Below are 13,249 nucleotides of genomic sequence, written 5' to 3' on the forward strand. Positions count from 1 at the left end.
GAGCCGATACGAAGCGCCCGCCAACGACCCTGCGAACCCGCACACTCACGACCCTGGGGGACCCCCTTCATGCACGCCGATCTCTCCCGACTCACCTTCCGCCCCGACCGCCACTACTCCGCGGTCATCGCCCAGCAGGGCCGCGTCCAGCTCGACGCCGACGCCAACGAACAGGCCGCGATCCAGCTCCACCAGGCCCGTACCCTCGCCGCCGACCTGATCGGACCGCACGGCGGCCCGCGCGGCTCGGCCGGCTTCCGGGTCGAGTACGTGGGCGGCAGGCACGACATCGACACCCTGTACATCCACGGTGGCCGGTACTACGTCGACGGCATCCTCCTCGACGCGAACCGCCCGGCCCCCGGCACCCCCGTACCGGCGGACGACGAGGACGCCCAGGACGCACCGGCCCACGAGCCGGACACCACCCAGCCGCCCGCGTACTGGACCTACTGGGACCAGCCCGACGGCTTCCGCGACCCGGAGAAGCCCGGCGACCGCCTGCCCTCGCCGGCCCAGTCACCGTTCCTCGTCTACCTCAAGGTGTGGGAGCGCGCGGTGACGGCCGCCGAGGACCCGGCGCTGCGCGAGGTCGCCCTCGGCGCCGCTCTGCCCGACACCGCTGCCCGCGTCAAGGTCGTCTGGCAGGTGCTGCCGCTGTCGCTGGCCGCGCTGGAGATCGACGAGCCCGAGCCGTCGAAGGAGGTGGTGAGCGCCGCCTTCGACCGCTGGGCGCTGAAGCAGTCCACCCCCACGGCCCGCCTCGCCGCCCGCAGCGAACGCCCCGACCACGCCGACGAGGACCCCTGCCTCGTCAAGCCGGACGCCCGCTACCGGGGCCCCGAGAACCAGCTCTACCGCGTCGAGATCCACGACTCCGGCGACGCCAAGGCCGCCTCCTTCAAGTGGTCCCGCGAGAACGGCTCGGTCGTCTTCCCGGTCGACGAACTCGACGGCACGTGGGTCCAGTTGGCGTCCCTCGGCTACGACGACAAGCTCGACCTGGACGTCGGCGACCGCGTCGAGTTCACCGACACGGCGTACGCCTCCCGCCTCGAACCCCTGCCCCTCCTCCGGGTCGAGGAACTGGACCTCCCCGGCCGCCGGGTCCGCCTCTCCGCCGAACCGGAGCCGGGCGTCGGCCGCCTGCCCCACCTGAACCCCTTCCTCCGCCGCTGGGACCACCACGAGGGCCCGAAGCGCAAGGGCCGTACGACAGCCCTGCGCAACGGAGCCGTGCCGGTCACCGAGGGGGAGTGGCTGCCCTTGGAGGACGGCGTCGAGGTCTACTTCGCCAAGGGCGCCGCCTACACGACCGGCGACCACTGGCTGATCCCCGCCCGCACCGCCACCGGCAGCGTCGAATGGCCGGTCGACCAGGCCCGCCGCCCCCTCCTCCAGGCACCCGGCGGCATCGTCCGCTCCTTCGCGCCGCTGGCCCTGGTCAAGGGCGAGGGCAGCACCGTGGACCTGCGCCGAGCCTTCGGCCTGGTCGCGAGCGGCATCCCGGCGGCCGACGAGGCGGCCCTCGCGACGGAGGCCCAGGCCCGCCGCGAGGAACAGTCGGCGGACGGCGACCCCTCCCACGGACGATCCCAGACCACCGCGGAAGCGGAGGCGGCAGTGGACGGAGACAAGTGATGGCGAATCCGCTCAGCGCGTCCAAGCTGCTGGAACTCCTCCGCGCGGAGGGCCTGACGGTCCACGAGGTCCGCAACTGGCGTACCCACAACCGCAATGCGAAGGGCCCCTGGGGCCCGGTGAACGGCGTGATGATCCACCACACCGTCACCTCGGGTACGAGCGGTTCCGTGGCCCTCTGCTACGACGGCCACTCCAACCTGCCCGGCCCCCTCTGCCACGGCGTCATCGACAAGGAGGGCCACGTCCACCTCGTCGGCAACGGCAGAGCCAACCACGCGGGCCTCGGCGACAACGACGTCCTGCGCGCCGTCATCAACGAGTCGAAACTCCCCGCCGACAACGAGGCCGACACCGACGGCAACCGCCACTTCTACGGCTTCGAGTGCATCAACCTCGGCAACGGCACGGACCCCTGGCCCGAGGCCCAGAAGGAGGCCATCGAAAAGGTCTCCGCAGCGATCTGCCGCCACCACGGCTGGAGCGAACGCTCGGTCATCGGCCACAAGGAATGGCAACCCGGCAAGGTGGACCCCAGGGGCTTCACGATGGACAGCATGCGCACCCGCATCCGCGAACGCCTGGCAGGGGGAGGAGACGGCAAGGAGCCTGAATCTGCGCCGCCCAGGCCTTCGCATGTGCCGTTCCCTGGAGCCGGCTTCTTTCACCTGGGCCAGAAATCTCCGGTGATCACGGCAATGGGCCACCGTCTGGTGGCAGAGGGCTGCGGCCGCTACCAGGACGGCCCCAGCCCGGAATGGACGGAAGCCGACCGAAAATCCTACGCGGCCTGGCAACAAAAGCTGAACTTCAAGGGCAAGGACGCAGACGGAATCCCAGGCAAAACAAGCTGGGACAAGCTGAAAGTGCCCCTTTAGGGGCGCGGGGAACTGCGCGACCAGCCACAGCGGACCCGCAGGTACCCACTAAGCAGTAGACGGCGGATATGAGGGCCGCGCAGGCACACGTGGCCCTCCCGTATCCGAAGTCGGCAACTTCGGCAACGCATCCTCGTACAGCCACGCATTCAACAACTCGTCCAGGGGCTCCACCGCAAACCGAGCCACATAAGCCGTGAACGTACCCGTACTCACCGACCCACCCCGATGCAGCCCGGCCCACCCCCGCAGCATCCGGAAAAACACCTCGTCCCCCAAAGCACACCGCACCGCGTGCACGGTAAGCCCACCCCGCTGGTACAACCGGTCGTCGAACATCAACTTCCGCCCAGGATCGGCGAGCCGAAGATCCTGCGGCCGCCCGGCCAGCAACCGATGCGCGACCGCGGCATGTTGCTGCGCACTACGCCCACCCGAACGCTCCGACCACAACCACTCCGCGTACTTCGCGAACCCCTCGTTCAGCCAGATGTGCCGCCAGTCCGCGATGGACACACTGTTGCCGAACCACTGATGGGCCAGTTCGTGCGCGACGAGCCGTTCCGAACTCCGCGACCCGTCCACATGGTTGGCGCCGAACAGCGACAACCCCTGTGCCTCGACGGGCACATCGAGTTCCTCCTCGGTCACCACGACCGCGTACTCGCCGAACGGATACGGCCCGAACAGCTCCTGGAAAAGCTCCATCATGGCGGGCTGACGAGCGAAGTCCCGGGAGAACTCGGGCAGCAACTCGGCCGGAATATGCCCGTGTTGGGGCACACCGCCGAGCCCCGGGTCACCGAGCAGCACGGTCTGGTACTTGCCGATCGACAGCCCCACCAGATAGCTCGACGTCGGCGCGGACTGCTCGTACACCCACGTGGTCGTGGAAGCCTTGGTCGTGCGCGTCAGCAGCCGCCCACCCGCCACCACCGAGTACGCGGACGGCGTGGTGATCGAGATCTGGTAGGACGCCTTGTCGGCGGGCCGGTCGTTGCACGGGTACCAGGACGGCGCCCCGATCGGCTGGCTCGCCACCAGCGCCCCGTCCTCCAGCTCCTCCCAGCCGAGCCCGCCCCACGGGCTGCTGACCGGCTTGGGATTGCCCGCCCAGTGCACCTCGACGGTGAACGCGGCCCCGGGCCGGGGAGCCTTCGCGGGGCGGATACGGAGCCGGCCGCCCCGGTGCGTGTAGTGCGCCGCCTTGCCGTCCACCCGGATCCGGCCGATCTTGAAGTCGCCCAGGTTCAGCTGGAACTCGGCAAGCGGGGACCGGCCCGCTATCGCGTTGATCCGGGCCGTGCCCGCCAGCCGGTTCGGGCCGGGGCGGTAGTCCAGCGCGAGCTCGTACCGGTGCACCCGGTAACGGGCGTCACCGTTTGCCGGGAAGTACGGGTCCGAACCCACTGTCTGCTGAACGCTCACTGCTGAGTCTGCTCCCTGCGCTGTGCTCGTACGTGGTGCCGGAGATACACCGTCCTCTGCCCCGGTACCCGGACGAGCCGCGCCCACCGCCTTCAGGAACGCCATGACTCGATCGGGTTGCCCAGCCAGCGGGTGTCGTCGGGAACGGACTCCGCCGCCATGACCAGCGACGCGGGACCCAGAGTGGACCGGGCGCCGACCGTGGAACCGGGCAGGACGATCCCGCCAGGACCCAGCGTCGCGCCCTCACGGAGGACCACAGTATCCGTCCGCAAGATCCGGTCGTGGAAGAGGTGTGTCTGGAGCACGCATCCCCGGTTCACGGTGGCCGCGTCCTCGATGGTCACCAGGTCCGTCTCGGGCAGCCAGTAGCTCTCCACCCAGACCCCCTTGCCGATGTGCGCGCCGAGCCCGCGCAGCCACGCCGACATCACCGGCGTACCCGGCACGGAACCCGCGAGCCACGGCACGGCGACGACCTCGACGAAGGTGTCCGCCAGCTCGTTCCGCCACACGAAACCGCTCCACAGAGGATGCTCACCGGCGTGGTGGCGCCCTACGAGCACCCACTTGGCGACGATCGACAGGACGCAGGCCAGCGCGCCGACTCCGAGCAGCACCAGCCCGCCCACCAGCCAGAACCAGCCTCCGAGCACACTGAAGGCGGCCACCGTCAGCACGGCCAGGCCCGCCGAGCAGAACACCGGCACGATCCGGAACAGCTCCACCAGCGCCCGCGCCCACAGCAGCCGCGCGGGCGGATCGTACGTACGGCTCTGATCGCCGCCGCTCGCCGCCCGGGGCAGCTTCATCGGCGGCAGACCCAGGTACGAGCTGCCCTTCTTGGCCTTCTTCGGCGTGGCGGAGAGGACCCCGACCAGCCCGCCGTCGGGCACCGAACGCCCAGGCGCGGTCATCCCGGAGTTGCCCAGGAAGGCCCGCCGCCCGATCTCGGCCCGCCCGATCCGCAGCCAGCCACCGCCCAGCTCGTACGGCGCGGTCAGGGTGTCGTCGGCCAGGAAGGCGCCCTCGCCGACGGTCGTCAGGCTCGGCAGTGCCAGTACGGTCGACACCTCGGCGCCGCGCCCGATCCGCATCCCGAGCAGCCGCAGCCACACCGGCGTGATCAGCCCGGCGTACAGCGGGAACAGCGTCTCGCGGGAGCGGTCCATCAGCTGGGTGACCGTCCAGGCCTGCCAGCCGATCCGGCTGTGCGTCGGATGCGTACCCTCGCGCAGCCCCAGACTCAGCAGCCGTACGGCGATCAGCAGCACCAGCGCGTACGCGAGACCGAAGGCCAGCGTGGCCGGTACGAGCGCGAGCGCGACGCCCCGCAGAGCGGCCCCGAGCCCGGCGTCCGGGTCGACGAACAGGCTCGTGACCAGCAGCGCGACCGCACCCGCCAGCACCGGCAGGGCACTGAGCGCGAACCCGGTGATGCCGTACATGGCCCGCCAGGCGCGCCCGCGCTGCGGACGCTCCTTCGGCCAGTTCCGCTTGGCCTTGCCCAGCTTGACGGCCGGTGCCCCGGCCCAGCGCTGCCCGGTCGGCACGGTCCCGGCGACCGCCGAACCCGGCGCCACCTCGGCCCGCTTGCCGACCCGCGCCCCCGGGAAGAGCAGGCTGCGCGTCCCGACGACAGCGCCGGCACCCACCTTGACCTGCCCGATCTCCAGTCGGTCCCCGTCCAGCCAGTGACCGGAAAGGTCCACCTCGGACTCGACGGCCGCGCCACGCCCCAGTTTGAGCATGCCGGTGACCGGCGGCAGCGAGTGCAGATCGACGTCCGCCCCGACCTTGCCGCCCAGCGCCCGCGCGTACCGCTCCAGCCAGGCCCCGGTCAGCGAGGTCGCCCCGCTGAACTCGGCGAGCCGCTCGGCGGTCCACAGCCGCAGATGCACACTGCCACCGCGCGGATACCGCCCCGGCTTCACGCCTCGCAGCAGCAGCCGCGCCCCACCGGCCGCGAGCGCGAGCCGCCCGGGCGGTGAGAAGAACACGGCGGCCCCGGCGGCCACCGCCCACCACGACGTGACCGGCGCCCACGGATAGGCACCGAACCAGTGCAGTACGTTCGCGGCGGCGGCCAGCGCGACCGCCCACCGGAGTCCGAGCAGGGTGAAGAGCGGGACGAGCAGGAGCAGCTGGAGGGCCTTGGCGCGCAGCGGCACCGGCGCGATCACGCGCTGGGCGGTGTCGTCCTGCGCGGACTCCTCCAGATACCGGGCGAGCTTGCGCAGCACGGGCTGCTGGTAGATGTCGAGGACGGCCGCGCTGGCGTAGCGCGTCCGCAGCCTGGTCGTCAACTGGGCGGCGGCGAGGCTGCTGCCGCCGATCGCGAAGAAGTCGTCGTCCGCGCTGCCCACGGGGATGCCGAGGACCTCGCCCCACTGCTCGGCCAGCCACGCCTCGGTCCCGTACAGCTCGGCGGCGGGCCCGGTCTCGAACCCCTCCAGCGGCCACGGCAGGGCGTTGCGGTCGACCTTGCCGGACGTACGCGTCGGCAGGTCCTCGACCGGCGCGAGCAGCGGAACCAGGGCGGCGGGCAGCTCGGCCCGCAGCCGCTCCACGGCGGCGGCCTGGTCCCAGCCGTCCTGCGTGACGACATAGCCGACCAGCAGCTGGTTGCCGCTCCGGGCGGTCCGTACGGCGGCCGCGGCACCGGCGACCCCGGGCAGCGCCTGGAGGGCCGAGTCGACCTCGCCCAGTTCGATCCGGCGTCCGCCGAGCTTGATCTGCTCGTCGGCCCGGCCGAGGAAGATCAGCCCCTCGGGCTCGGCCTTGACGAGGTCACCGCTGCGATAGGCCCGCTCCCAGCCGAGGGATTCGAGCGGCGCGTACTTCTCGGCGTCCTTCTCGGCGTCGAGATACCGCGCGAGCCCGACCCCGCCGATTACCAGCTGACCGCTGGCGCCCATGGCGACGGGCTCCCCGGCCTCGTCGACGACGGCCAGCTCCCAGCCGTTCAGCGGCAGCCCGATGCGGATCGGCTCCTCGCCGGTCATCAGGGAGGCACAGGCGACGACGGTGGCCTCGGTGGGCCCGTAGGTGTTCCACACCTCGCGCCCCTCGGTCACCAGCCGCTGCACCAGCTCGGGCGGGCACGCCTCCCCGCCGAAGATCAGCAGCCGTACGTCGTTCAGGGTCTCCGGCTCCCACAGCGCGGCCAGCGTGGGCACGGTCGAGACGACGGAGATCTCCTGCTCGACCAGCCAGGGCCCCAGATCGGCGCCACTGCGGACCTGGGAGCGCGGAACGGGCACCAGGCAGGCCCCGTAGCGCCAGGCCAGCCACATCTCCTCGCACGAGGCGTCGAAGGCCACGGAGAGCCCCGCCATGACCCGGTCACCGGGCCCCACGGGATCGTCGGTGAGGAACAGGGCGGCCTCGGCGTCCACGAAGGCGGCGGCGCTGCGATGGCTGACGGCGACGCCCTTGGGCTTGCCGGTGGAGCCGGAGGTGAAGATGATCCAGGCGTCGTGCTCGACCCCGGGGCGGCGCGCGGGCAGCTCGCTGCGGTCGCCGGGGACGGTGATCTCGCACCCGGCCCCGACGACGGCCCGGACCTCCGCCTCGCCGAACACCAGCTCGGCCCGCTCGTCCGGGTCCTCGGCGTCCACGGGAACGTAGGCGGCACCGGCGGCGAGGACGGCCAGGATGGCGATGTACAGCTCATTGGTCCCGGACGGCACCCGGACCCCGACGCGGTCCCCGAGGCCGACGCCCGCGGCGCTCAGCCGACGGCGTACGCTCTCCACCTCGACGGCGAGCGCCCGGTAGGTGAGGGAGGTGGTGCCGTCGTCCAGAGCCGGCTCGTTCGGGTACGAACGTACGGAAGCGTCGAAAACGTCGACGAGCGTGCGCGGCGAGGCAGCGGGCCCCGCGGAGAAACGTGCCGTGTCGCCGAACCGTTCGCGGATCTCTTCGTCGAGCAGACCGAGAGCACTGCTCTCGTGTATGGCTGCCATCAGTCCTCGCGTCTCGTTCCCGGAGACATCCGGGGCGCTGGCGGGGCCCGCAGGTCTGCCTGGGGTTGTCCGGTTCCAGCTCCGTTCCGTAACAAGCCGGAAATTTTAGTACGAGGCTAGGCTCGCGCCAGTCCGCATGCCACGTGGGAGCGCCACAAGGGGGATGCGCCCGGGAGCGCCGGAACCGTGGCCGACGCCCTGACCTGGTGATCTTCGACGGGCACCCGGACGGACGAGATATCGCCCACACACCCAGTGAAACACGGCAAATCGGTCAGCGGGCGGTCCACTTCTGGTTGCCCTGGCCGTTGCACGTCCACAGTTGGAGCCGGGTGCCGTTGCCGGTCTTCTGGTCCTTGACGTCGACGCACTTGTTGGCCTGCGGGTTCACCAGGTCGTTGGGCGCGGCGAGGATGAACTGCTGGGCCGGATTGCCGCTGCACTTGGCCAGTTGGATGACCGCGCCGTCCGCCGTGGACCCCCAGGCGACGTCCATGCACAGGCCGAAGGCGCGCACCGTGCCGTCGGACTCGAACATCCACTTCTGCTGGGCCTTGCCGTTGCACGACCAGATCTCCAGCGGGGCGCCGTCCTTGCCCTTGTCGCCGACGACGTCGATGCACTTGCCGGACGCGTGGCTGAAGATGATGGCTCCGGGGACGACGGCCGGGGCCGTCGTCTTGGCGTTGCTGGTGCCGCTGTCACTCGAACTGCTGCCGCCGGTCTTGCTCTTGGAGCCGGATCCCGTGCCGCTCTTCGAACCGGAGGAGTTCTTCGACGAGTTGGAGCCACTGCCGGAGCCCGTGCTCCGGCTCTTGGTGCTGCCACTGTTTCCGCCGGTGGGCGTGGGACTCGGCGAGGTCTGCTTCGACGGCGTCGCCCTTTTCGTGTCGGGTGTCGGCTCGGCCGTCCCGAAGGTGCTCGGGCTCGCCCCGTCCAGCGTGTCGCCCAGCAGGGTGTCCGTCGTGCTGTTGCCGGATGCGGTGCTGACCTGGGTGTCGTCGTCGTTGCGGTTGCTGACGAGGAACGGCACCGACAGCAGGAGCGCGCCCGCGATGGCCGCGGCGGCCAGCATGGCCCGGGGCGGACGGCCGGGGTGGCCGTTCTGCGCACTGGCGGCGCCGCCGTCGGAGCCGCCACCGACGGTGACTGTCTCCGGTACGGCGACGGCGGTTGCCGCACCTGTGCCGTCCGGGCTCTCGCCCTCCGACTGCGCCCCGGGGGCGGATCGGGGCTGCGACTCCGGGTCGGGCTGTGCCTCGGAGTCGGGCTGCGTCTCGGATTCCGGTTCCGGGGAGGATGCCGGTCCGGCGGCCGGTTCGGCCGTGAGCGGGGCAACGGCCGTGGGGGCGGGCGCGGTTGCGGTCGGGTCCGGCACCGGAGCGGTGGCCCCGGAGACCGGCTCGCCGGCTGCGGACTGCCCCTGGGGGGCGTTCTGTGCGGCGGTCATGACGACGTCCTCCTGGCGGAGCGGCGGTGGGGGGTCGGGTGGGGTGTGGGGCCCACCGGGTACTGGAGCGCCGGGCACTGGGGCGGTGGATCAACGGGCACGGAATCGTTTCTGCGTTCGGTCCGGGCCAGATCGACGATCACGATATCCCGGCCGACGGCGCGCGCCTCCAGCGCGTCCACCACGCCAGGGAAAAGCAGAAAACCCCACGTGAAGTGGGGTTTCGATGACTGCTCAATGAGTGTCCGAGGGGGGACTTGAACCCCCACGCCCGATAAAGGGCACTAGCACCTCAAGCTAGCGCGTCTGCCATTCCGCCACCCGGACAAGGTGTCTGTCGCGCGGGGTTCCCCCCGTGGCGACGAGGGAAACATTACCAGGCTTTCGGGGGTGGCCGATCACCCCCTGTCGCCGCGTGAACGGTGTGTGACGGACCCCGCCCGGTCTTGGGGCGCACCGGGTGGGAGCGAGAGGATGGGGGAGGACCACCAGCAGGAACAGTGGGAGGTAGCACCGTGAGCGGGACGGACACGACCAGGGGCGTCACCGGCGAGGACGAGGTCGTGGACCTCTGCCGCGAACTCATCCAGATCGACACCAGCAACTTCGGCGACCACTCGGGACCCGGCGAACGCAAGGCCGCCGAGTACGTCGCCGAGAAGCTCGCCGAGGTGGGCCTTGAGCCGCAGATCTTCGAGTCGCACAAGGGACGCGCCTCCACCGTGGCGCGCATCGAGGGGGAGGACCGGTCCCGGCCGGCACTGCTCATCCACGGCCACACCGACGTCGTACCGGCCAACGCGGCCGACTGGACGCATCACCCGTTCTCCGGGGAGATCGCGGACGGCTGTGTGTGGGGCCGTGGGGCCGTCGACATGAAGGACATGGACGCGATGACCCTCGCGGTCGTCCGCGACCGGCTGCGCACCGGCCGCAAGCCCCCGCGCGACATCGTCCTCGCCTTCCTCGCGGACGAGGAGGCGGGCGGTACGTGGGGCGCGCGGCACCTCGTCGACAAGCACCCGGATCTCTTCGAGGGCGTCACCGAGGCGATCGGCGAGGTCGGCGGATTCTCCTTCACCGTCAACGAGAAGCTGCGGCTGTATCTCGTGGAGACGGCCCAGAAGGGCATGCACTGGATGAAGCTGACCGTCGACGGCACCGCCGGGCACGGTTCGATGATCCACAAGGACAACGCGATCACCGAACTGTCGGAGGCCGTCGGACGCCTCGGCCGGCACAAGTTCCCGGTCCGCGTCACCAAGACGCTCCGCCACTTCCTCGACGAACTCGGCGACGCGCTCGGCACCGAACTGGACCCCGAGAACATGGACGCGACGCTCGCCAAGCTCGGCGGTATCGCCAAGCTGATCGGCGCCTCGCTGCAGAACACCGCTAACCCGACCCAACTGGGCGCCGGTTACAAGGTCAACGTCATTCCCGGCCAGGCCACCGCGCACGTCGACGCCCGCTATCTGCCCGGCTACGAGGAGGAGTTCCTCGCCGACCTGGACCGCATCCTCGGCCCGAACGTGAAGCGCGAGGACGTGCACGCCGACAAGGCCCTGGAGACCTCCTTCGACGGAGCTCTCGTGGACGCCATGCAGACCGCGCTGGTCGCCGAGGACCCGATCGCCCGCGCCGTGCCCTACATGCTCTCGGCCGGTACCGACGCCAAGTCCTTCGCGGACCTCGGTATCCGCTGCTTCGGCTTCGCTCCGCTGAAGCTGCCGCCGGAGCTGGACTTCGCGGGCATGTTCCACGGTGTTGACGAACGTGTGCCGGTCGACGCGCTGAAGTTCGGGGTGCGGGTGCTCGACCGTTTCATCGAGGCTTCCTGAATTCCGTGCAGTCTCCGTGCCATTGGGGCCTTCGAACTCCCTCCGCTCTCCCTTCCGTGCGCCCGGAATTACCCGATTGAACGACACTCCAATAATCGTCCGCATGTGCGTAACTGACTGAGAAGAGTGAAGGCGCTCATACGGTCGTAGCCCTAATGCCCCCTCCTCGTTACTGGTGATGCGGTCCGCTACTCGGGATCGCATTGCCAACAAGGAGGAATAATGATCAAGAAGGTCGTCGCCGCTGCGGCTGCCACTGGTGGTCTGGTTCTCGCGGGTGCGGGCCTGGCCGTCGCCGACGCGGGTGCCCAGGGTGCTGCCGTGCACTCCCCGGGTGTCCTGTCCGGCAACGTTGTTCAGGTTCCCGTTCACGTCCCGGTGAACGTCTGCGGCAACACGATCTCCGTGATCGGGCTGCTGAACCCCGCCTTCGGCAACACCTGCGTCAACCACTGATGCTGCGCCTCACTTCGTGAGGTTCTGACTCCCAGCGAGTCTGAGCCTGTCGGCCCCGGAACGCGCCATGCGTTCCGGGGCCGACAGGTCGTTTCACGACACATCACTTGAAGGCAGGGATGCAGGAATGCGAGAGGTCACGCGCAAGGGCCTGATGACCGTGGCGGCCGCGACAGGCGTGATGGCCGCCGCCGGCGGCGCCCAGGCGCATGCCGACTCGGGTGCGAACGGCGCCACCTCCAACTCACCCGGTGTGCTGTCCGGCAACACGGTGAGCGCACCGGTGAGCGTGCCGGTCAACGCCTGCGGGAACACCGTGAGCGTCGTCGGTCTGCTCAACCCGGCGATGGGCAACAAGTGTGCCAACGGCGGCGGTGGCGGCAAGGGCGGCGGCGGTAACGGCACACCGGGCGGACACGGCAACCACGGGAACCAGGGCAGCCATGGCGGCCAGGGCGGCCACGGCTCGTCCGGCGGGTACGGCGAGGACGGAGGGTACGGCGGCCACGGCTCACCCGGCGGGTACGGCGGGTACGACGGCTATGGCGGTCACGGTGGCCCGGGTGGGTACGGCGACTCGGGCACCCCGGGTGGCTTCGGGTACCCGGGCAGTCCGGGCGGCTCCGCCGACTGGGCCGACTGGAGCGGCTGGGAGGGCTCGTACGCCGGCGGATACGCCACCGACTCGCCGGGCGTCGGGTCCGGCAACCACGTGGAGGCGCCGGTCGACGCACCGGTCAACCTCTGCGGCAACACCATCGACGTCGTCGGTCTGCTGAACCCGTCGCTGGGCAACGACTGCTCGAACACCGGGGACGACTCGGGCGGCGGCCACCCGGCACCCCCTCCTGAGACCGGCCACCCGGGCACACCCCCCGGTTACGGTGAGGAGACGCCGCCTCCGGGGTACGGCGAGGAGGCCCCGCCCCCGGCCGGCCCGGAGCAGCCCAACCAGCCGCAGCCGCCCCAGCAGCCGCACCAGCCGGAAAGCCCCCAGCTTCCGGGCGGCCCCGCACGGCCCGGGCCGCCGCTCACGCCGCCCAGTTCCCCGAACGGCGTGACGCCTCCGGCCGACTCCTTGTACGTCGACCAGAGCGGTGCGCGGACCGTTCCGCAGCCCCGGGCCGCCGCGCAGCTCGCGCACACCGGCGGTGACCTGCCGCTGGGTGTCGCCCTGCCGGTGGGCGCGGGCATGCTGCTCGCGGGCACCGTCCTCTACCGCAAGGCACGCCCCCAGGCGTAGACCCGTACGGAAATTCCGTACGAACAGGAGGAAACCGCCGCGCGGTCATCCGGCGGCGTACTGAACGGAGCGGGCCCCGCAGACGCGGGGCCCGCTCCGTTTCGACCGTGTCAGCTCACCATGTGGCGCGCACCTGGCGAATGATCCGACGACGCAACCGCACCCTGCGGCTGCCGTCGCGCAGCAGGCTCAGTCGGTCCAACTCCCAGTGTCCGTACTCGGCATGGTCCGTCAGCAGGCGTGTGGCTTCCTTGCGGGTGACCCCGCGTGGTACGTACACGTCGACAAATTCGTATTCCGGCATCGCATCTATTGTGCGGGCAGAGGCCCGGTACGGATAGCGT

9 protein-coding genes and 1 tRNA gene are annotated in these 13,249 nt (G+C 70.7%); 5 read left to right on the forward strand and 5 right to left on the reverse strand.

Going from position 1 to position 13,249, the window contains the following annotated elements:
* Positions 1-69: 69 nt before the first annotated feature.
* Entirely contained in the window at positions 70-1,641 is a 1,572-nt protein-coding gene (locus OG787_RS39740; RefSeq protein WP_405538501.1) for a DUF6519 domain-containing protein, read from the forward strand.
* Positions 1,641-2,519: a peptidoglycan-binding protein gene (locus tag OG787_RS39745; RefSeq protein WP_369034708.1), complete on the forward strand. Its 879-nt coding sequence runs from the start codon at positions 1,641-1,643 to the stop codon at positions 2,517-2,519. Before OG787_RS39740 ends, OG787_RS39745 begins: the two co-directional genes overlap by 1 nt.
* Before the next feature lie 48 nt (positions 2,520-2,567).
* On the opposite strand, the gene OG787_RS39750 is transcribed toward OG787_RS39745, so the two are convergent.
* From OG787_RS39750 to OG787_RS39765, 4 genes are all read right to left on the reverse strand, one after another.
* A complete protein-coding gene (locus OG787_RS39750) occupies positions 2,568-3,947 on the reverse strand; it encodes a M1 family metallopeptidase (RefSeq protein WP_405538503.1) in 1,380 nt (459 codons plus the stop codon).
* A gap of 92 nt (positions 3,948-4,039) precedes the next feature.
* Positions 4,040-7,915 (reverse strand): Pls/PosA family non-ribosomal peptide synthetase, encoded by a 3,876-nt coding sequence (locus OG787_RS39755; protein WP_369034706.1) that lies wholly within the window; start codon positions 7,913-7,915, stop codon positions 4,040-4,042.
* 274 nt (positions 7,916-8,189) lie between these two features.
* Entirely contained in the window at positions 8,190-9,365 is a 1,176-nt protein-coding gene (locus OG787_RS39760; protein WP_405538505.1) for a ricin-type beta-trefoil lectin domain protein, read from the reverse strand.
* 242 nt (positions 9,366-9,607) lie between these two features.
* A tRNA-Leu gene (locus tag OG787_RS39765) sits at positions 9,608-9,692 on the reverse strand.
* A 188-nt stretch (positions 9,693-9,880) separates the two neighbouring features.
* Between OG787_RS39765 and OG787_RS39770 the strand changes: the two genes are divergently transcribed.
* The 3 genes from OG787_RS39770 (at position 9,881) to OG787_RS39780 (ending at position 12,905) form a co-directional block, all read left to right on the forward strand.
* Entirely contained in the window at positions 9,881-11,206 is a 1,326-nt protein-coding gene (locus OG787_RS39770; protein ID WP_389357567.1) for a M20/M25/M40 family metallo-hydrolase, read from the forward strand.
* A 222-nt stretch (positions 11,207-11,428) separates the two neighbouring features.
* Entirely contained in the window at positions 11,429-11,662 is a 234-nt protein-coding gene (gene chpH / locus OG787_RS39775; protein WP_369034703.1) for a chaplin ChpH, read from the forward strand.
* A 127-nt stretch (positions 11,663-11,789) separates the two neighbouring features.
* Positions 11,790-12,905, forward strand: a complete 1,116-nt coding sequence (locus tag OG787_RS39780) for a chaplin (protein ID WP_405538506.1) — start codon at positions 11,790-11,792, stop codon at positions 12,903-12,905.
* A 115-nt stretch (positions 12,906-13,020) separates the two neighbouring features.
* Here the strand turns inward: OG787_RS39780 and OG787_RS39785 are convergent, their stop codons facing one another.
* Entirely contained in the window at positions 13,021-13,209 is a 189-nt protein-coding gene (locus tag OG787_RS39785; protein ID WP_018549191.1) for a DUF5703 family protein, read from the reverse strand.
* Positions 13,210-13,249: the final 40 nt, after the last annotated feature.

It is taken from the genome of Streptomyces sp. NBC_00075 (genome assembly GCF_045041225.1).
GTDB classification, from domain to species: domain Bacteria; phylum Actinomycetota; class Actinomycetes; order Streptomycetales; family Streptomycetaceae; genus Streptomyces; species Streptomyces adonidis.

What these genes read in the sequence shown, in the direction of transcription:
- OG787_RS39760 (WP_405538505.1), bottom strand. Translation starts at nt 9,365, where the DNA reads ATGACCGCCGCACAGAACGCCCCCCAGGGGCAGTCCGCAGCCGGCGAG.
- OG787_RS39745 (WP_369034708.1), top strand. Translation starts at nt 1,641, where the DNA reads ATGGCGAATCCGCTCAGCGCGTCCAAGCTGCTGGAACTCCTCCGCGCG.
- OG787_RS39755 (WP_369034706.1), bottom strand. Translation starts at nt 7,915, where the DNA reads ATGGCAGCCATACACGAGAGCAGTGCTCTCGGTCTGCTCGACGAAGAG.
- OG787_RS39785 (WP_018549191.1), bottom strand. Translation starts at nt 13,209, where the DNA reads ATGCCGGAATACGAATTTGTCGACGTGTACGTACCACGCGGGGTCACC.
- OG787_RS39780 (WP_405538506.1), top strand. Translation starts at nt 11,790, where the DNA reads ATGCGAGAGGTCACGCGCAAGGGCCTGATGACCGTGGCGGCCGCGACA.
- chpH (WP_369034703.1), top strand. Translation starts at nt 11,429, where the DNA reads ATGATCAAGAAGGTCGTCGCCGCTGCGGCTGCCACTGGTGGTCTGGTT.
- OG787_RS39740 (WP_405538501.1), top strand. Translation starts at nt 70, where the DNA reads ATGCACGCCGATCTCTCCCGACTCACCTTCCGCCCCGACCGCCACTAC.